The sequence below is a fragment of the Paenibacillus sp. E222 genome, from assembly GCF_013401555.1.
Lineage (GTDB): Bacteria > Bacillota > Bacilli > Paenibacillales > Paenibacillaceae > Paenibacillus.
In genome coordinates this window covers 4,999,572-5,021,039 of sequence record NZ_CP058552.1, presented here as the reverse complement: position 1 = coordinate 5,021,039, position 21,468 = coordinate 4,999,572, and the positions used below count along the sequence as shown (strand labels likewise).

Genomic DNA, 21,468 nt, shown 5'->3' with positions numbered 1-21,468 from the left:
ATGTGTAATGTTAACCGCAGACCGCGCAGTAGAAGCTTTGGTGGAGAAGTTTGCAGAGGTGTGTTCCAATGAATATTCGTTGAAAACGGACCGAAGTTCGGAAATCATTGATTATGTGATGGGAACGACGGATAAGTTTCCGGATATGTTGGGTGGTTCCAGCCATTATGCGTACCAGACGATAGAAGTACTCATGAAAATTGCCAAAAAGGATGACGGAGATATCTTTTTTCGAGCGGGAGCCATTGTAATTCATATGGAATCCAATTATTCCAGAAGGAATTCGTGGAGAACCGATGGTTTTACGCTCTGCCTTGGAAACGACTCGGAAGCTTATGGACTGAGTGGAAAGAGCAAAACCAATGATCGGATGGGCGGGTTGCTGTCCCGTTTGGAGAAAATCAATCGTTATGCTGGAGAGAAGGAAATTCTGGATGAATTAAAGAGCAGACTGAAGGGGAATTCCCGGGATGTAATCAATGGAATGATACTCCTTCGACTCTATTCAGATCTCAATGATAGCCCTTCTCATCTTGCCCAGGTGCAACAGTTCACTCAATCTCTGCCTGCATTGTTTCAACACGTGATGACCCATGATACCAGTAAGCTGCGGCACGAATTGCATACATTGATTGAGCCACTGGTAGTTTGCAATTTCCAAACGAAACATAACAGATCTGCATATGAATTAAATGATGAATTCCTGCGAGAGAAGCATAATCAGGTTATAGCTGAGAACTATTCGAATTCTTCTCTCTCCAAAAAGGAGCAGCTGTCATACAGTGAGTTCGACAAAACGATGATCCTTTTGAGCAATGCTTTGTTGTATTTGGTTAACATCAGTGGTGGCAAACACCGTCTCCTTGAAGACCAAAGTGAGACCGGTCTTATTTTGCTCGAAGCCATAAACCAATTACATGAGATCTATCCACTTGAAGTTCGGCGCTATTTGTTAAGTATGGATACAAGAACGAAAAATGCCAATGAGTTGCTGTCAGGGCTGGTGCCCCTGGACGAGCCATATCAGCTCATTGAAATGTTGCGTAATGAACTCGAATCGTACACCATACCATGGCAATTTCTGCAATCAACGATTGTGAATGATCCGCAACAAGCAATTCGTGCATACCACATATTAAAACCACCATTCCTCAAATTGTGTATTCAAAAAGTGCTGGAGGACCATGGAATCGCAGTTCCAGATGTGGATGAAACGGTTGAGCAAGCCGTATTCAGCTCTCTTCGACATCCATTAGATGGAGGCAGACAGGGAATTGCGATTGCACGATATTTAAACGGGGAGAGTTCCCTTGAGGACTACTGGGAAGATCCGCATAGTCGTGGACTGTTTAATAATCTGAATCGTGACAAAAGGCGCGTTCATAACTTGATCAGCATTAGTTTCCTGCCTTTGGATTCGGAGGCGATGCGTCGGTTCGTGATTCTGACCACGCATCCCGAGTGGACTCTGGATATCGTTTCTGATATGTATCAATCTTACGCGTTTAGCGGTGAGAAGCTGCTTGCACTTTACGGCCAAGATCCAGAGGTGAAACAAGAAAAATTGCTGTCCAGCCTGATCTCTCTCAACGGTATGACCGATTATAAGTACAAATCGATGCCTCAGGATGAATATCGCCGGATCATTCAGCAAAATCTGGACTTTGCTCTGGGACAGTACAAGAAACTGCCCACGGACACACGTATCTTAATCCTGGAAATCACCTTTGAACAACGTCAAGAGCTATCGACTAAACAGGTAGCTGAAGCGATTCGTGCCGGGTTGCAGGATTCATCCAAAAAGGCAAATGGCGTAGCATTATCTGAATTCAATCGGATTCCTGACCCGGACTTATACACGACAATATATCGTTCGGAGAAAAAAACGGGTGTGAAAGAAATGGCTCTGAGCGCCATCCGCAGTTTGGATCATAGCAAGGAGATATACCTTGAGCTTCTGAAGGGTGAGAAGTCTGCCGAATGGAAGAACCTGATTCAAATTCTGCTGGATACCGCGGATCAAAGTCCAGAGTATGCTCATGCGGCACTTGCAGATCAGGCAGATGCCAAAAAGCTGACCAGACTAAGTTGGTTTTCCTTGAACGATCTTCCTTCTCTGATACGTTCAGAGGACAATCAACCATTAGATGATCGAATCAAGCAATATATCTTGGTCCAATCAATAGATCATACATCTGCGCCGAACGAAAGACTGAATGAACTCCGTGAGTATGTAAGCGAGGAATCGCTCGCACGGTTTGCTAGCGAGCTGCTGCAGTTGTGGATTCAGGTGGGTGCTTCTGCGAAAGAAAAGTGGGTGATGTACCTCTCGGCACTCTTTGGGGATACTCAAATTGTGAATATCTTGGCTCCCCAAATTAAGGAATGGACAGAAAACAGCCGAGGCGCCATTGCCGCAGATGCTGTAAAAGTATTGGCCTATCTTAAGGAACCTTCTGCTCTCATGGCGATTGACAAGATTAAACGCAGTGTGAAGAACCGCCAGGTTAAGGGTGCGGCTGAAGAAGCGTTGCAGCTGGCAGCGGATAATAGGGGACTTACCTCGGAACAACTGGAAGATCGACTCGTCACCACACTTGGTTTTGATAAAAATGGGACGATGCAGCTGAGCTACGGGGAGCGTTCATTCCTGATTAAAGTGAATGGAGATCTGCAAGTCGTTGTTGTAAATGAAGAAACGGGTAAATCTGTGAAGAGTCTGCCTGCTCCAACGCAGAAAGATGATGCTGAACTTGCAGCACAATCTAAGGCGCGTTTCACACAATTGAAGAAGGATCTCAAAACGATGGTTAACATCCAGGCGCAACGTCTGGAAGAGTCCTTGTCCAAACAACGGCTGTGGTCTGCTGATGAGTGGACAGCATTGTTTGTACAGAATGTAATCATGCAGAAATTTGCTGTAGGTCTGATATGGGGCATATATGAAGATGGTCAGTTGGTCACCACGTTCCGTTATATGGAGGATGGAACGTTTAATACCGTCGATGAGGATGAATACGAGCTGCCTTCGGAATCTCTAGTGGGATTGATTCATCCACTCGAACTGGACCAATCTACGCTCGAAGGATGGAAAACGCAGCTGGAGGATTATGAGATCAAGCAGCCGTTTGAGCAGCTGAATCGTCAAATTCATGTGCCTGAGGATGAAGACAAAAACAAGGTTGAATATGATCGCTTGCCGGAGTCTGATTTCTCTCCCACTGCATTCCCCAAAGCACTGGAGAAATACGGATGGATCAAAGGTCCAGCACAGGATGGCGGCTGGTATCATGAATTTTACAAAGAGTATGGAGATCTTGTCGCAGAACTGCGCTTCAGTGGTACCAGCATTTCATATTATGAAGGATTGGAAGATATCACGCTGGAATCTCTGCACTTCTTCAAACCTGGCAGTCAGAAATACTATTATTATAGCGATCACAAGTCCATTGCTTTGGGTGAAATTGCAGGTCGTGTGTTCAGTGAGACGATCTATGATATTTTAAGAGCGTCAGGACGTTGATCACGTGAGTGGATTTGAACAGAAATTCCGGATATTTTCGACGCTGTGTACGGAGGATTATTTGATTCGATATGCTAACAAGGGATTGTACAAAAGGTCTCTGAAAGAGTTGGATCATGGCGTGACTGTGCAATACACTTGGAATGAAGCCTCTGTGAATTGTCAGTTGACTGATGGTACACATTGTATGCTTGAAAATACGCTGGATCATTGGGAATGCTCCTGTCCGGCAGACAATATTTGCAAACATGTACTGATTTCGATTTTGTATTATCAACGGGAACATCAGACTGAGGATACATTAAATCAGGGTGAAGAAGCGTCAACAGCAGAGTTGGCACCTGAGTCTGGTCTGGATAAAATGCATGTTCATCAGGCAGGTCAAATTCAAAATACACATTCCCATGGGATGAAGTCCCGCTTCCGCTGGATGGTTGAATCGGATCTTGCTCCTTTGATCAAATCATATCGTTCTTCGTTGATTGAGGAGGTTCTGTTCCGATTAAGATATCCAGAGCAGATTGAAGTATTGGAGGATTCTCTTCTAACGGTGCGTCTGGTGAAACAAGAAATTGAGGTTTCGTTTACAGAAGAACCTAGTCTGGCTAAGGCCCTGTGCAAAGTAAAACAAACTGCCGGTAATATGGCCAAACTTGAAGCAATACTGCGGTATCGGATGCAGCAAGGTTTGGATGATACGGATGTCATAAGTGGAAGAGTCCATGATACCACGTTTTCACTTCAAACAGTGAAGGAATGTCGTTCCATGCTGACAGGCCTGCTAAAGACGGGACTTGCTCGTCTACCGCAATCGTATATGGCCCAATTGGAGACATTGGCGATTGCCGCTCATAGTGGTCATCTTCCCGACATTGAGCGAGGTTTACGTGGGATTCAAGGAGAACTGCAACTGTTTTTTAACCGACACGTACGGTTCTCCATGCAATCGATGCTTGATCGGATAAGCAAGTTGTATCTTGCACTACAGGTGCTTGAACAAGAGAAGGTATCTGCGTTCAAACAAAGTCAGCTCATTGGCAGTTTTCGAAGTAAATACTATGCGGTTCCAGAGCTGCATCTGTATGGATTGGGGGCTGATGCATGGGAGACACGCTCCGGTTACCGTGGAATCACTTATTATTTCTATTGCTTTGATGATGCCGAAATCTATACGTACAGCGATGTGCGGGCGGTATACTATGAAGATAATCAATTCTCATATACAGAGCATTATGGTTCCTTCACTCCATGGCTGCCCAATCTGACTTTTCGTCAATTTGCCGGGGAAGAGGTTCAGTTTCGTTCGGTTAAAGTAAATGAAGAGCATAGACTCTCCTCCGGTGAAGGCGCAAAGCTTACACTGTTGCCACGAACATCAGTGGAAGAGATGAATCTGGGCAAGTACATGCAAGATATACCCTCCGTACTCGCTCAGGATGCACGCTCATTTGAGTTGTTTTCCGTTCCGAAAGAACGACTGGCGATGATCAAGGTTGCCCGGGTTGTAGAGCATCGCTTCGATAAGCAATCGCAGGACCTTATTCTAACGATGGAGAGTGACCATGGGGAGACGTTGGATCTGACTCTTCCATATTCAACGGAATGGCAGACCATGATCAAACGGCTAGAGTCTGGCTATGGAGCAGGAACACTCGAAGACTTCTATGCTTTTGTACGTATAGAGCAGCAACGGATATACCCGATCAGCTTCCTGAAGGGTCCAACAGTGATCAGTCTGAAACTGGATACGGGTTATGGAAGGACGGGAAGAGTTGGAAGACTATAATCAGTTGATGCAGAAGATTAGCAGCTGGTCAGAAGAGCTGTTGCTTCGCGGATTATCCCAATTCACACTGAAAGATATTGATGTGTTGGAACAATTAATTGTAGAGACCTCGAGATTTCAAATGACTTTTCTTCGCGAGATTTTGGAACACATGATAGAAGAGGGCCGAAAAACCGCTTTGGGGAGCGGTAATGAGGAGCTTATGTTGCTTCATTATTGCCGCCTCACACAATATGTGCAGCTCAGCACTCAAGAATCATCCTGAACAAATCGGCACATAAAGAATTGCAGAAGCATGAGCCTCTGCAATTCTTTTTATTTTATTGGAGTAAAATGGGTTTCTGAATCTCCCAAGTTAACGGTTATATTCGCTCAGATGTCATATCCCCACTTATGATGCATACCCATACATTAGGCGAATGCTGTCTTAAGGAGGAAACAGGCATGTCCATGAGTGAACCTCTGTTAACGCAAATTGTCAATCAACATATTCCGGCTGGCGCGACTGTCGTCACCATTGATAAACCGGTCAAACATCCGGCTATTTATGCTTCAGATTTAACCGGAGATGGAATGCCGGAGATTGCTGCTGTATATGAGCAGGGCGGTGAATTAATCCTGCTTGTTCTGAAATTTTACCAGGGTCACTGGATCAAGATGTCTTTGACGAAAGGCTTGGGTTATGGAGTTACCTTATTGACAGCGGCATCTGTGACATCCACGGCGCGGAACAATCTCATTGTCGGCTGGCAGGTCGGTGCGATCTGGTCAAAGCTTGCAGTATACGATTGGACAGAATCAGGACTGACTGATCTCGCGCCAGAAGATTTGTATTACAGCCATGCGGAAATCATCGATATGCCTGGTCCCCACGGCAGAGATGGCAAAGTAGAAATTGCACTCTGGATTCATGATACAGGTGAAGCTTATCGGGTCGAGATCATCCGCTGGCAGAATGGTAATTGGGTGCCCGCAACAGATGTGTATCCATATTACTTTCCTAAGGTCGTACAGTATTATGAACAATTGACTGAACACTATCCAGACTACACTTTCTATTGGTACTATCTTGCAGATGCCCAGTACAAGGCCGGATTATCTCCTGCCGCGCTCGTTTCGGTCCAACAAGCGTTAAGATTCAATGAACCATACCCTTCGCGGGAAGCACTGCTTGAGCTGGAAAAGAAGATTAGGCAAGCCATGGGCACAGAGGGGCCGCGTGAAACGACGTGGTTATTTCCGATATCGGTCAGAACGACAACTGGAACCCGGTGGGGTTATATGGACGCCCAAGGTCGTATTCGAATTGAACCGATCCTTGACGATGCCCAAGACTTTCAACGAAATGGCCTGGCTGTCGTAGTGAAAGACGGGAAGACTGGCATCATCAATCTTAACGGGCAATTTGTCGTTCAACCTGTATACGATTCCATTAATCCTTTTTCAGAAGGTCGGGCCATTGTCATTGATTCCCAAGGGTTCGAGATGATTGATGAACAAGGCGCAGTATTGACCAAACGGGCATATCCCTTTATTGCCGATGTGAAGGACGGCCGAGCGCTGTTTTACCTTTCAGACAACAGTCAGACAGGCGGGGAAGTCAGTCGTTACGGTTATTTGGACACCTCTGGAAATGAGGTCATTCGGGCGCAGTTCGCTTCAGCGAACGATTTTCAGGATGGCAAGGCCGTTGTGCAGATCAAGGAAAATGAATATGCGTTAATTAACCGAAATGGTCAGCGGCTGGCAACGTATCCATATGCCTATGTAGGTCCTCTGGGTAACGGATTACTTCCTTTTCAGAAAGAAGCATCAGGGAAATACGGTTATATCGACGAAAGTGGTCATATCCGGATTCAGCCGAGCTTCACTTCGGCATTTCCGTTCAGTGGTGGATACGCTATTGTGAATACAGCGGAGGATTACAACTCCATCTATGGCGTTATTAATACACAAGGCTCTTTTATCATCCAACCCGCCTACAATGACATTCGAGATCTGGGAGAACATCGGCTGGCCCTGGGGCAAGCGATTGACCCCAAACAGTCTTTTATTGGTTCGATCTATGCAATTGCAGATGTCAATGGTAGGAAACTTTCGGATTTTGTATATACGGATGTATCAAATTACAAGGGAGGACTGGCTTCAGCCACGAATGGGACACAAACGTTCTTTCTGGATCTCAATGGGCGACCTGCATCAGGATACCCCCGTGTTGAAGGGTCGGGCACCCTTGAATTGGTAGCTCCAGATCTAATCAAGGCGTATGTCGACCAGCGGGTATCCTATGTAAACCGGGCAGGGCAGATCATTTGGCGGCAAAATACAATCGTTCCCCTTCACCCGCCATATCGTGTACGCGAAGAAAAATATAAACCCAACCCGGATTACCTCGTGTATTATCCGCAATTGGAAGGGTTAACGGACCAAGCCGTTCAGCTTGCAGTAAATGCCAAGTTAAAGGCACTATCCCAAGTGAAGCCAATCCCTGCGAATCAGAAGCTGGGTTACACATATACAGGGGATTTTGATATTACGTTCTACCAACAGCAATTACTTCAGCTTAAACTCACGGGCTATAACTACCCGGCTGGTGCTGCACATGGCATGCCGACGATGATCTATGCGATTATTAATCTGAGCACCGGTCAGATGTATGAACTTAAGGATTTATTTAAACCGAACAGTGATTATGTGAAGGTGCTTAGCAAAATCGTAGGAGATCAGATCAAGAATGATCCGCAATACTCTTATGTTTTTCCGGACACATATGAGGGAATCAGCCCGGATCAGCCTTTTTTTGTCACAGCGGATGCACTGCACCTATACTTTAGCCCTTATGAAATCGCTCCTTACGTCGCGGGATTCCCGACATTTACGATTCCTTTTGCCCAGATCAAGGATATTATTAATACAGAGGGCTCATTCTGGAAAGCTTTTCATGCTTAAATGAAATGTTTCATCTTAGTGATGCCACAAACAGACTTCACATACTGGGGAGGATGAAAGCTGCTTTGCCTCGCGTATTATAAACATCTTTTTTGCTCATGATTACTCTTTTGCTATTTCAAAATAAACGATTTCACATAATCGAATGTGATGCTTTTTTCCAAGAACATCAAGAGTTACGTAATCACTAGAAACATCATCCAGAATACCTATCAATTTGCCGACAGTTGTCGTGATGACAATCTTTAACCCTATGTGTTGGAATAATAGCTCGGTGAATTTGGGCTCCACATAATTCGGTAATGCCAAAGTATTCTTGTGTTGTACATCTCTATTCAGATAATATTGCGGAGCTGCGGATAAGGCATAATCTTGTGGATCTCCATAGTACTTGAATCTATGCATGTGCTTCATCCTCCTCGGTCTTAAAATAATAAAACATCTATAACGTATGATAATACCTTAGGTGTTCCATGTCGGCCTTCAAATGAAATGTGTTAGACTTGGTTTTAATGGTGTAATGTGGTAGAGATATGAACAGTATATACACCCAGATAGGTGATGGTGAATACCGGTTCCCATGAGCTTCTTAAACCCATGTTGAGCTAGAACAAAAGAATGAAAGGAGTTAAATAACGTATTTATTCGTCTTTTTAGTAAAGAAAGTTTGGAGGAAACATTTTGTATAATGCAGGTTTTTGGATAAGGCTCGGCGCCAGTATTCTGGATGCTATTATTATTGCATTGCCGTTAATGGTTATCGCAGGACTGATTACAGGAAACTTTGATAGTGATGAACCTATAGCCAAAATATTAAGTGCATTGTATTCCATTTTATTGCCCGTTTTCTGGTACGGTAGAACGATAGGAAAACGTATTTGCGGAATTCGAATTCGAAAATACGATACACATGAGCCCCCTGGAATTGGAACCATGCTGATGAGAGTTGTTGTTGCAGGACTGGTATATGGAATCACATTCGGCATTGGTTTCATTGCGAGTGTCATCATGGTTGCTGTACGAGAAGACAAACGTGCAATACATGATTTTATCGCAGGTACCGAAGTGGTCTGGGACTAAAAATGAGATAGCGAGCTCTGCCGTAATATATTCGTGATATTCCAATCCACTCCTATTCACCCACGTGACAGACGATGAACAGTGTTCATGGTCTGTTTTTTGTGCTGTCATAAGTACACTCACAAACCCGCGCCAACACTGTAAATTCAATGCATTGCAGATGATGATATAGAGAATTCGTCTATCGTTTTGGCTAAATGATCATTTGGTTCTGACGAAATCAACATGTCATTTCATCTTTTGCGAATATCGCTACAATGCACTCTCCCTTACTCTGAGGTAGAGCACAGACATTCCCAAAAGGTGGAGGATAAGGTCCATGAGAAGAAAAGTGTTATCTACGAGTTTGATGATTCTGTTATTAGGTACAACGATCCTGGGGTGTTCGTCCGGAGACAGTAAAACGGGCGATGCTGATAAAGGGACACCAAGCGGATCAACGGAAGCAACAACCTATCCAATTCAAACGGATAAGACGCTTACGTACTGGGGTGAAATTAACGGAAACTTGATCGGGGTCAAAAATTCGCACAGCGAAATTCCATTCTTTCAAAAATGGCAGGAAAAAACCGGCGTACCACTCAAATTCACGGCACCACCGACCGGTCAGGTCAGAGAATCCTTTAACGTAATGCTGGCATCCGGGGATTTGCCAGACATGCTGGAGTACAATTTTATCGGAGATTTCCCTGGTGGACCGGAGAAAGCCATCAATGATGGTTATATCCTCAAGCTGAACGATCTGATTGACCAGTATGCTCCGAATCTGAAGAAATACCTGCAGGACAATCCGGACATCGACAAGATGGTCAAAACGGACAGTGGCAGCTACTATGTATTCCCGTTCATTCGGGGAGATGAGTATCTTCGTGTCTTCCAGGGACCCATCATTCGTAAGGATTGGCTGGATGAGCTGGGACTGCCTGTTCCGGAAACGATTGATGAGTGGACAACAACCCTGAGAGCTTTTAAAGAGAAAAAAGGCGCATCCGCTCCGTTCTCTGTTGTAAGTAAGCCACGATTCTTTAACGATTCCGGTAATGGTGCTTTCCTGGGCGCCTTCGGTGTAAACCGCGGATTCTATCAGGAAGACGGACAGGTCAAATTTGGTCCTGCGGAAGAGGGTTTCAAAGAATACCTGACGTTATTCCAAGAATGGTACAAAGAAGGTTTGATTGATAAAAACATCTCAACAGCGGATACCAAATCCGTCGACGGTAACCTCGCTTCGGGTGCTACTGGCGCTAGTGTCGGTAACGCAGGTGGAGGTATCGGCAAATGGCAGCCGCTCGTTGAAGCAAATGATCCGGATGCCGTTCTGGTCGCCGCACCATATCCGGTGCTTAACAAAGGGGATATTCCTAAATTCGGCCAGCTTAACCAGGGTTATGCCTCGGAAGGCACGGTTGCCATCACAACAGCAGCCAAGGACCCGGAACTTGCCGTTCGTATGCTGGATTATGGCTACAGTGAGGAAGGGCACATGTTCTTCAACTTCGGTGAAGAAGGTGTCAGCTATAACATGGAAGGTGATTATCCGAAATTCACGGACTTGCTGCTGAAGAATCCGGATAAACTCGCTCCTGCACAAGCGATTTCCCTATATGCCCGCAGCAGCTATAACGGTCCATTCGTTCAAGACAAACGTTATGCCGAGCAGTTCTTTGCATTACAGACCCAGCGTGATGCCATTGATGTATGGAAGAATACACAGGCCGCCAAATATAATCTGCCTTCAATCACACCTACACCTGAAGAAAGCTCCGAATACGCGACCATCATGAATGATATCAACACGCTCGTGGATGAGATGACCATCAAGATCATTCTGGGCAACGAACCAGTGGATCAATTCGAGAGCTATGTCACGAAAATGAAATCGTTACATCTGGATCGAGCGATTGAAATCCAGACAGCAGCACTCGAACGCTACAACAACCGGTAATTGTAAAAGGGGAGGGCTCTAGCCCTCCCGATTGAAAAGAGGTGAAAAGGTACATCATGAGCAATCGTCAATCCTTTAGAAGCCGGTTCGTGCGGGACTTCATGATGAACAAGTATTTATACATCATGATGATTCCCGTTATTGGATATTATTTAATATTTCATTACGGTCCAATGTACGGCGCAATTATTGCCTTTAAAGATTATTCTCCGATGAAGGGTATTTTGGGGAGTGATTGGGTTGGGCTGAAGCACTTTGAAGAGTTTTTTAACAGTTATTATTTCTTGCGTGTGCTGAAGAACACCCTTTTTATCAGTTTGTACACCCTGGTCTTTGAATTCCCCGCACCAATTATTCTGGCGCTGCTCATCAATGAAGTACGCAAGCGCACATTCAAGCGGGTCGTTCAGACGATTACGTATATGCCGTATTTCATCTCTCTCGTCGTCATATGCGGTATTATTACGGACTTCACGAACGCGGATGGTTTAATCAACCGCCTGATCATGATGCTTGGATATGACGGTCAGGCGATGCTGCAAAAGCCGGAGCTGTTCCGTCCGATCTATGTTTTGTCTGAAATATGGCAGCGGATCGGTTGGGAATCCATTATCTATATCGCTGCGTTGATGAGCATTGACCTGGAGCAGTACGAAGCGGCGAAGATAGACGGAGCGAGCCGTCTCAAGCAAATGTTTCACATTACGCTACCCGGATTGCTGCCTATTATTACGATCATGTTCATTCTGCGGATGGGTAATATGCTGAATGTCGGGTTCGAGAAAATCATTCTCCTTTATAATCCGGTGACCTATGAAACGGCTGACGTAATCTCCTCCTTCGTATATCGAAAGGGATTGTTGGAGTTCGGATGGAGTTACAGCTCGGCAGTCGGTCTATTTAACTCGGTGATCAATCTCGTTCTTCTGATTTCGGCGAACTATATCAGCCGCAGAGTGAGTCAAAACAGCTTATGGTGAGGTGGTAACTTTGATTAAGGAAAGCGGTTGGTTTGACCGAATCTTTACGATCTTCAATTATACGTTTCTAATCCTGCTCGTCATCGTCACATTGTATCCACTGCTCTACGTGTTATTCGCGTCTTTAAGTGATTCGGCGCAGCTGTTAGCAAACAAAGGTCTCCTGTGGAAGCCGGTCGGCTTCAGCCTGGAAGCTTACAAGAGTGTACTTGCCAATCCAGGTATAGCCACAGGTTTCCGTAATACATTGTTTATTCTTGTGTTCGGCGTTATCGTCAACCTGTTCATGACTGCGCTTGGTGCGTATGTGCTATCCCGTAAAAACGTGATGTGGAACAAGGTGTTCATGTTCTTTATCGTGTTCACGATGTTCTTTGGCGGCGGATTGATTCCACTGTACCTGGTAGTAAAAGGCGTTGGCCTGTTAGATACATTGTGGTCGACCATTCTGCCTTTTGCCATCAGCACATTTAACCTGATCATCATGCGAACGTCATTTATGGGCATACCGGACAGCCTGGAAGAGTCGGCCAAGATTGATGGAGCCAATCACTTCACCATTTTGTTCCGTATTATTATCCCATTGTCCATGCCAGTCATTGCCGTGATGATTCTGTATTACGCAGTCGATAAGTGGAACGGGTGGTTCTATGCATCTGTATTTATCAAGAGCAGAGAACTGTTCCCATTGCAATTGGTGCTGCGTGAGATTCTGATCGCCAATTCTACAGAGAGCATGTCGGCCGGTGCATCGGCTGGGGATCGCTTCCAGATCGGGGAAACCATCAAGTATGCAACGATTATGGTAGCGACGATACCAATCCTGTGCATCTATCCGTTTTTGCAGCGCTTTTTCGTTAAAGGTGTCATGGTTGGTTCATTGAAAGGTTAAATCAAAGTATTGGAGAATAGTAAGGAGGTATGACGTTACATGAGCGTATTAAATGAAGTGAACAAGGAAGTATGGGATCAGATTAAAAGTAAAGCCGATCAGATGCTTGCTGCCATAGGTGAAAAGTCTCCGCATGTCGCTGGAGCAAATGGCATCTATGACGACATGAGAATCGATTGGTGGACCTCGGGATTCTGGCCGGGCATATTATGGATTGTGTACGATATGACGGGTGATGAGAAATATAAAGAGGCTGCATGGAATTGGGATGAAAGACTATCGGCACGGTTCCTAGAAAACAACTACTTTGATCACGACGTGGGCTTTCATTTCCTGCCTACGGCCGTCATCAAATACAAGCTCACCGGAGATGCCGATGCCGCAAGGCGTGCCTTATTTGCCGCCAACTTCCTGGCTGGCCGCTTCAATACCAAAGGCAGCTTCATTCGGGCTTGGAATGGAGACATGCTGGGCTGGTCGATCATCGACACCATGATGAATCTGTCTTTGCTCTTCTGGGCATCTGAGGAAAGTGGAGATCCTCGTTTCAGCCATATCGCCAAAGCTCATGCGGATATGGTCATGAAGCAATTTGTGAGGGAAGATGGTTCTGTGCATCATATCATTCGCTTTGATCCCGAGACAGGTGAACGTGCAGAAGCGATAGGGGGTCAGGGCGCGGCGCCGGATTCGGCATGGAGTCGGGGAGCGGCGTGGGCTTTATATGGATTAACGAATACGTATCGGTATACAGAGGACCCGGCATATCTGGATGCTGCACAGCGTGTGGCGAACTTCTTCATTTCCAGCCTGCCTGAGGATAGCGTTCCGCATTGGGATTTCCGTGCTGAGCCCGAAGAAGGGGAGCAGATCCCACGAGACAGCTCCGCTGGTGCCATTGCTGCTTCCGGATTGCTTGAGCTTGCAGATGTACTTCCTGATCCGGAAGGCAGACTCTATGCTACCGTTGCCAAACGTATCCTGAGTTCCCTACGGGATCATTATGGAACCTGGGATCTTCCTGAGCACGAAGGTATGCTTCTCGAGGGAACCGGTCATAAACCGGCAGGTCAGAACGTAAACGTCTCCCTCATTTACGGTGACTATTTCTACGTCGAGGCGACTGCCAAATTAAACAGTTGGAAACATCGTATTTTCTAAAAAATGTATAAGAATATTTAAAAAACATTCTCCACTTGATACGGAGCCCGATAGACGAAAGTAGTCTATTCGGGCTATTTGTGCTTGATTTGACGGGGAAAATCGGTGGTTGCTATCCTTTTTGTCAATCGAATTGAACTTTTTATCTATATCCCAATTGCGCTCTGACCGTTATAATAAATTCCTGATCCAAACATAGATAATCTACGAAGAGTTGGGTGATGAGTTGTTGCTAAACATTCGATATTTGTGGCAAAAACGAGAAAGCATAATTGTGACCTGGCTTGTCTCTTACAGTGCTGTTTTGATTGTGCCGATTCTGATCAGTTTGGTTATTTACATGCAAGCAAATGAGACATTGAAGAGTGAAATACATCGGGCCAACGATTCTTTATTGAAGCAGATGCGTTATACGATCGATACACAAGTTGATCTGATGAAGCGGTTAAACATGGAAATGACATGGAGTCCGAATCTGCAGACGCTGATGTATTCCAATCAGCCGGCCAAAGAGGCGCCTTATACGGCTTACCAACTGGTAAAGGAACTCCGTCTCTATAAAACATCCTACGCATCCATCGATGAATTCTACGTCGTGTGGAAAAAAGACCAATCCATTCTCCGTTCTGGTAATATTCGGGATATGCGAACGGCATTTCATACCCTACATAACACAGGTGCAATGTCTTTCGAAGCGTGGCGGGATCAGATGCTGGGTACAGAGACGAATCAGTTCGTCATACTGCCACATCAGAATGCAGCTCCGGCGGAGTCTTCGATTGCGTACATTACACGTCTGCCTGATGATTTGAATGGTCAGGAGACCGGTACGGTTGTCGTCATGGCGGATACGCGAAGGTTCCAAGAAGCGATTGAGAGCATTTCAGGTTTTAGTGATGCCACGCTGCTGATTCTGAACCAGAATAACGAGATTCTGATGAGCAATCATCCGGGGTCAGAGGAATTGAAGCCATTCATGAATGGCAATCAGGTTCAGTTGGATAACGCCAAGGTAGGCAAATCAGAGATGTTTTACATGGACTCCGCGGTATCCGATCTGAAGTATGCATTGATTATTCCCAGCAGCCTGTATTGGGAAAAGGCAGTATATGTCCGTAATTTTACGTATATCAGCATCGTGGTGAGTCTCATTAGTGCAGGTGTATTGACTTGGTTCTTCATGCGCCGGAATTACTCCCCAATCCAACAGCTCGTGGAATCACTAAAAGACAAAAATAGTCAGAACGAGCCTGCTGATCGGAACGAACTTCGGTTTATTCAGAAGGTCATCATGAACACACGTTCAGAAAAGAACGAGATTGCCCAGCAGTTGCAGAAACATCAGCAGGTGCTGCGCTCCAATATGATTAATCGGCTTCTGAAAGGGAAACAGGATACGCTCGTGCCCTATGAAGATGCATTCCGTTCCTTTCATATGCCGCTGTATTCAAGTGAATTTGCTGTTATCCTATTTGTAATCGAGAATGAAGAGAATCTCTATGGAAAACTGCCGGGTATTGATATCAACGAACGAAACAAATTGATCCATCTCATTATTTCCAATGTGGTTGAAGAACTGGCTTCAGAGCGTCAGCACGTCGGATATGTGGCTGAAGTCGATGATATGATGGTCTGCCTTGTAAATATGAAAGCGGATTCTTCGGATTGGAACCAGGATCTTCATCACATTGCGGCAGAAGCGCAGCGCTTCCTGGAGCGCTATGATATGGAACTGACGATCTCGATCAGCGGACGCCATACGTCGTGGATTGGTATCGCCGAAGCATACCAGGAAGCAGTAGACGCGATGGAATACAAAATGGTGCTAGGCAAGAAAGGCATCATTACCTATGGTGATGTCCGCAGTGATGCGATGGCGGATGACCCGTTTGGCTACTACTATCCGCTTCAGGTGGAACAGCAGCTTCTTAATTTCATCAAAGCGGGAGATACCGACCAAGCCAGCGCTTATATGAACGAGATTACAGAGCGAAATTTTGATAAACCGATTATGTCGCTCACACTTGCACGTTGCCTGATTTTTAATCTGGTAGGTACAATGATAAAAGCTATCAATGATCTGGGGGATAGAGATAATCATATTCTAACCCAATACCCGCAACGGATTGAGGATATTATTGCCGGGGATACCATCCAGGAGATGCAGGAGGCTTTGCAGAATTTGCTTGAGGAGGTATGTTCCTATGCCGCTGACAAGCGCGCAACAAATGTATCGCAAGAACGTGAGGATTCCCTGCGTCATCTCAGTACCCAAGTCACACAGTATATTGAGAATAACTATACGGACGTGAATCTGAACGTCAACGCTATTGGTGAGCATTTTGAACTGAAGGGCAGTTACTTATCCAAACTCTTCAAGAATCAGACTGGTGAGGGTCTGCTGGACTGTATTCATAAGTGCCGTATCCGACAGGCTAAAGAAATGATTGAGCATAAACAGGCATCCATTAACGAGATATCCCGATTGGTCGGATATAACGATGCAGCAACTTTCATCCGGGTATTCAAGAAATACGAAGGCATTACACCCGGAAAATATAAAGAAATCAGTTAATTGATATGAAAGGAGACCGGAACATGAACGTAAAGAGGGAGTTGGCCTTCATAGCAAAGTTGACAGGATTCATCCTGCTGCTTGGCATGCTGACTGCTTGCGATCAGAACGGGACAGAGTCTGATGCCAAGCTGGATGAACGTTCCGGCTCATCAGAGTACCAGACCGTCTCAATTGCTGCACCCAATGACGCTGGGAAATTAACTTACTGGGCAGAATTGAATGGCAATGCAGCAAGCATTAAGTCCAGTTTCAATGAGGTTCCTTTTTTTCAGGAGTGGCAGCGGAGAACCGGCGTCAACCTGCAATTCATCCGGCCTCCCGCCAATCAGGCCAAAGAAGCGATTAATGTGCTGCTTACGTCCGGAGAACTGCCGGATATGATTGAATACGAGTGGAGCAATTATCCCGGTGGGCCGGAGAAAGCGATCAAAGACGGATATATTCTGAGATTAAACGATGTTATTGATCAATACGCACCTCATCTGAAGCAGTACCTGACGGAGCATCCAGACATTGATATGCAGATTCGCACAGCCAGCGGAAGTTATTATGCGTTTCCTTTTATCCAGGGAGATGATAAGCTGCGAACCTATCAAGGGCCGATTATCCGGAAGGACTGGCTGGATGAACTTGGACTTGATGTGCCAACCACGATTGACGAATGGCATACGATGCTTCAGGCATTTAAGGACAAAAAGGGAGCTGACGCCCCGCTTACTTTTCTGGGTGTTCCGAATCCGTTGTTTGGTATTGAAGGCGGCGGTTTTATTGGCGCATTTGGTATTAAAAAGGGGTTCTACGTGGAAGATGGCCAAATTAAGTTTGGGGCACAAGAACCTGAATATAAAGCGTTTCTCTCCTTATTTCGTGAATGGTACGCAGAAGGACTCATTGACAAGAACCTGGCCGCCGTCGATTCGGAGACTCAGGATACAAACATGACCACAGGACGCAGCGGCGCGAGTATCTGGAATGCAGGTGCGGGGATCGGTACATGGCTACCCATCTTGCAGGAGACGGATCCCCATGCAAAGCTTGTGCCAGCGCCATATCCTGTCATGAACAAAGGAGATCGCCCGAAATTTGGTCAACTTGCTCCCGCGATCGGTTCCAGTGGAGTCGCCATATCCAGCAACAGTCATCATGTAGAAGAAGCAGCACGGATGCTGGACTACGGGTATGGGCCTGAGGGACATTTGCTGTTCAACTTTGGCATTGAAGGTGTTAGTTTTAAGATGAAGGACGGGTACCCGACATATACCGAGACTATTTTGAAAAACCCTGATAAGTGGTCGCCGGCACAAGCGCTTGCGATGTACACCAGAGCGAGTTATTTCGGTCCATTTGTCCAGGATACGCGATATATGGAACAATATTATATTTTGCCGGAACAGAAAGAGGCGGTGCAGTTATGGTCCAGCACGGATGCTGTTCTGCATCAGGTACCAACTCTGCCCAAAACCGAGAAAGAAAGCACGGAGATGTCAGTCATTATGCAGGAAGTGAACAAAGTGGTGGACGAGATGTCGCTTAAAATCATTTTTGGGATTGAGCCAATAGATGCTTTTGATACGTATGTTGAGCAAATCAAGTCATTACAGATTGATCGTGCGATTGAGATTCAGCAGCAGGCGTTAGAGCGATATAATCGCGCTGTATCCTCTAAATAAATCCTTATATTGCATAAAATGGGCATTGAAGTGTCGTTTTTGTTCATGTAATTTCTTTCCCTCGTGCTCTACAATCGGTTATGACATGCTGAGTTGGCATGCACATGACTCTTGCTTGAGCAGGATCGGAGGTGACTATAGGGTTTCTTGAAACCGCTCACATACTCTGGAATCCAAAAGGAGGAGAACGAAAGCATGCGTAGAAAGTGGCCTTTTTTATTGTTGGCATTTACGTTGACTGTTGGATGGTCTGTACCTGGAACCCAGGAGGTTCGAGCTTCAGAGGGTGACTCACAGCCATCTATTGATCTTGCGGGTGAGAATCTGTCTCTGGGTACGGATGGCAGAAGCAGACTCTATCCAAACGATTGGTATCCAGGATTTAAAGATGAACAGGGAAGGTTTCTGCATGACTATTCGTATGCCGGTTATCAGCGCGGGGAAACAGAACTACCTAAAACGGCTAAAAACAAACGGATTGACGTTACCAAATCACCGTATTTTGCCGATCCTTCAGGTGGCCGTGATGCAACACAGGCTATTCAAAAGGCAATTGATGCTGCTGTTGGGTTAGGTGGGGGTGTCGTGTATCTTCCCAAGGGTACATATCAGGTTAACCCTCAGGACGGCAAGGATTATTCACTAAACATTCCTGCAAGTCGTGTAGTCCTGAAAGGTGACGGGATGAACAAGACTCATATCTATAATGCACAGCAAAATATGAAAAACAAGGATATTATCCGGATTGGTAACGGAGATTGGAAGAAAACCGGAATTTCCACGAAACTTCGCAAATCGGTTACAGATCCAACCGTCCTGCTACCCGTTGAAGACACAAGCGGGTTGGCGGTGAATGATTACGTGGTCATTTCATTCGAAACGACGCCAGGTTTCTTACGTGAACTTGGCATGCAAAACAAGTGGTCGTCACGTCTCGGGAAAGTAGAACCGTTATTCTATCGCCAAATTGTAGGCGTAGATCCGGAGAACAAAACGATCACGCTAGACATTCCGACGCGTTATCCAATGAAGCTGCGTGATGATATTACGATTAGTCAGACCGCAGATCCGATTGTGGAGGTAGGGTTGGAAGATTTCTCGATTGCAAACATTCAAAATGCGAAGTCAGGGCTTGGTGAAGATGACTTCAAAGTCGTTGGGACTGCTGGATATGAAGCTGATAATGCCAAAGCAGTCAATGTGATTGCAGTGGCGAACAGCTGGATTCGAAATATTAACACCTATAAACCAGCGGGCAATACAGATTATCATCTGTTATCCAAAGGGATTATTCTGGATCGTACGAAGAACGTCACAGTCGATCATGTAACCATGCAGTACCCGCAGTATCGTGGAGCGAATGGGAACGGTTATTTATATCAATTTATTGGCAATGATAATCTCATTATGAATAGTAAGGCGATAGGAGCTAGACATAGCTTCACATACGCCAACTTCTCTGCGAACGGGAATGTCCTGCAAAGTTCGTATTCTGAGAAGCCATCATTATTGACTGATTTTCATATGTATTTGAGCATGGCGAACCTGATCGATAACCTGGTCGTTAACGGGGACGGGATCTCTGCCATTACACGGGATTATGGATCATCCGAAACGAATCGTCATGGAGTGGTAACCACTGAAAGTGTGTTTTGGAATACAACCGGTCAGGCGGCACACCCTAGTAAATCCGGCATTATTGTAGAATCAGAACAATTCGGGAACGGATATGTCATTGGAACAAAAGGAAAGGACACCGGCGTAAACGTTAATATTGTGGGTTCCATTCCGGATGCGAATACGCTGCCATTTGATATGGCGGAAGGTATTGGACAGGGCGATCGTTTATCCCCGCAAAGTTTATATCAGGACCAGAGCAAGAAACGAATCAAAGATATTCATCTGGGGCTTCAATCCCTGTTAGTGAATGGCGAAGCTATAGGGGGTATGCAGTTCTTAAGAACGGATTACGTTCATATTTTGCCCTATGGCACAACCGAAACGCCGATCATCTCTGCAAAAGCTTATGCCAAGGATGCAAAGGTTAAAATTAAGCAACCGCAAGGAACTAATGGAACTGGAGAGATCACTGTATCCTATCGGGGGCACACCCAGAACGTGCGTGTGAAGTTTAAGGTAGCTGATACACCCGTACTTCCAGAGAATATCTCCATAAGTCCCAATAAAGCAGTACCCGGCTGGAGAGTTGCAGGGAATGCAATCAGCGCAGGCGGAAGCGGAGAATTATCTTCGTTTCTGACATTAGATAATGGGGAGATTGTAAACATTGCAGAATTGAACGTTCCTGTGACGTACACATCGAGTGATGATACGATCGGATATACGGAAGGGACTACATTCCATGCGTTAAAAGCGGGAAAGGTCGACATTATCGTGAGCTGCGTCTTTAATGGCGTAACGGTCGAGGCACGGGAGAAATTTGAAGTCAAAGAGCCTATGGCCGAACCGGAAGGACCGTTCGCTGTTGTAACCAAAGTTACGGCAAGTGCAGATGATGGCAATCTGCCGATCCATACGATCGATCGTGATCCAGACTCCAGATGGTCTGCAGATGGAAAGGGACAATACCTGCAGTTGGAGCTTGAGCAACAGACTCAAGTAGGGCAGGTAAGCATTCAATTCTATAATGGACATACGCGATCCAATTATTTCGATTTGGAGATATCAACTGATGGTATTAATTACCAAAATATATTAAGTAACGTGACCAGTAAAAAACAGGCTGCTTATGAAACATTTGAATTTGAACCGGTTCAGGCAAAATACATTCGTTATGTTGGGCAAGGAAACGAATCCAATACCTGGAACAGCATTATTGAATTTTGGGTGCACGTGAATTAAAAATGACATAGGATAAAAATCAAAAGAAATTCAGAGAGTCAA

At 45.4% G+C, this 21,468-nt stretch carries 13 protein-coding genes; 12 read left to right on the top strand and 1 reads right to left on the bottom strand.

Features of this window, described 5'->3' with window-relative positions; all coding sequences use genetic code 11:
* Positions 1 to 7 precede the first annotated feature (7 nt).
* The 4 genes from HW560_RS22385 to HW560_RS22370 all read left to right on the top strand — a co-directional run bounded on the left by HW560_RS22385 (position 8) and on the right by HW560_RS22370 (position 8,258).
* On the top strand, positions 8 to 3,523 hold the full coding sequence (locus HW560_RS22385) for a DUF4132 domain-containing protein (protein ID WP_179264794.1): 3,516 nt from the start codon (positions 8 to 10) through the stop codon (positions 3,521 to 3,523).
* A 4-nt stretch (positions 3,524 to 3,527) separates the two neighbouring features.
* A complete protein-coding gene (locus tag HW560_RS22380) occupies positions 3,528 to 5,309 on the top strand; it encodes a hypothetical protein (RefSeq protein ID WP_179264793.1) in 1,782 nt (593 codons plus the stop codon).
* A complete protein-coding gene (locus tag HW560_RS22375; protein ID WP_143067022.1) occupies positions 5,296 to 5,574 on the top strand; it encodes a hypothetical protein in 279 nt (92 codons plus the stop codon). Before HW560_RS22380 ends, HW560_RS22375 begins: the two co-directional genes overlap by 14 nt.
* A 179-nt stretch (positions 5,575 to 5,753) precedes the next feature.
* Positions 5,754 to 8,258, top strand: coding sequence for a WG repeat-containing protein (locus HW560_RS22370; RefSeq protein ID WP_179264792.1), 2,505 nt, complete (start codon positions 5,754 to 5,756; stop codon positions 8,256 to 8,258).
* Between the two features lie 102 nt (positions 8,259 to 8,360).
* Here HW560_RS22370 and HW560_RS22365 read toward each other — a convergent pair whose 3' ends face one another.
* Positions 8,361 to 8,663, bottom strand: a complete 303-nt coding sequence (locus HW560_RS22365; protein ID WP_090898375.1) for a DUF2642 domain-containing protein — start codon at positions 8,661 to 8,663, stop codon at positions 8,361 to 8,363.
* A gap of 276 nt (positions 8,664 to 8,939) precedes the next feature.
* Between HW560_RS22365 and HW560_RS22360 the strand changes: the two genes are divergently transcribed.
* The 8 genes from HW560_RS22360 to HW560_RS22325 all read left to right on the top strand — a co-directional run bounded on the left by HW560_RS22360 (position 8,940) and on the right by HW560_RS22325 (position 21,426).
* Complete coding sequence (locus HW560_RS22360) at positions 8,940 to 9,338, top strand: RDD family protein (RefSeq protein ID WP_090898378.1); 399 nt, start codon at positions 8,940 to 8,942, stop codon at positions 9,336 to 9,338.
* Between the two features lie 319 nt (positions 9,339 to 9,657).
* The gene (locus HW560_RS22355; protein WP_179264791.1) at positions 9,658 to 11,283 is read left to right on the top strand and encodes an extracellular solute-binding protein; all 1,626 of its coding nucleotides are present in this window, start codon (positions 9,658 to 9,660) and stop codon (positions 11,281 to 11,283) included.
* A 56-nt stretch (positions 11,284 to 11,339) separates the two neighbouring features.
* Positions 11,340 to 12,263 (top strand): ABC transporter permease, encoded by a 924-nt coding sequence (locus HW560_RS22350; RefSeq protein ID WP_179264790.1) that lies wholly within the window; start codon positions 11,340 to 11,342, stop codon positions 12,261 to 12,263.
* Between the two features lie 10 nt (positions 12,264 to 12,273).
* On the top strand, positions 12,274 to 13,155 hold the full coding sequence (locus HW560_RS22345; RefSeq protein ID WP_063563855.1) for a carbohydrate ABC transporter permease: 882 nt from the start codon (positions 12,274 to 12,276) through the stop codon (positions 13,153 to 13,155).
* Positions 13,156 to 13,194: 39 nt separating this feature from the next.
* Entirely contained in the window at positions 13,195 to 14,316 is a 1,122-nt protein-coding gene (locus HW560_RS22340) for a glycoside hydrolase family 88 protein (protein WP_179264789.1), read from the top strand.
* Positions 14,317 to 14,590: 274 nt separating this feature from the next.
* Positions 14,591 to 16,891: a helix-turn-helix domain-containing protein gene (locus tag HW560_RS22335; RefSeq protein ID WP_257031410.1), complete on the top strand. Its 2,301-nt coding sequence runs from the start codon at positions 14,591 to 14,593 to the stop codon at positions 16,889 to 16,891.
* Between the two features lie 23 nt (positions 16,892 to 16,914).
* Positions 16,915 to 18,564 carry an extracellular solute-binding protein gene (locus HW560_RS22330; protein WP_179264787.1) on the top strand — a complete coding sequence of 550 codons (1,650 nt, stop codon included), beginning with the start codon at positions 16,915 to 16,917 and terminating at the stop codon, positions 18,562 to 18,564.
* Positions 18,565 to 18,759: 195 nt separating this feature from the next.
* Positions 18,760 to 21,426 carry a discoidin domain-containing protein gene (locus HW560_RS22325; protein WP_179264786.1) on the top strand — a complete coding sequence of 889 codons (2,667 nt, stop codon included), beginning with the start codon at positions 18,760 to 18,762 and terminating at the stop codon, positions 21,424 to 21,426.
* The last annotated feature ends 42 nt before the right edge of the window (positions 21,427 to 21,468 follow it).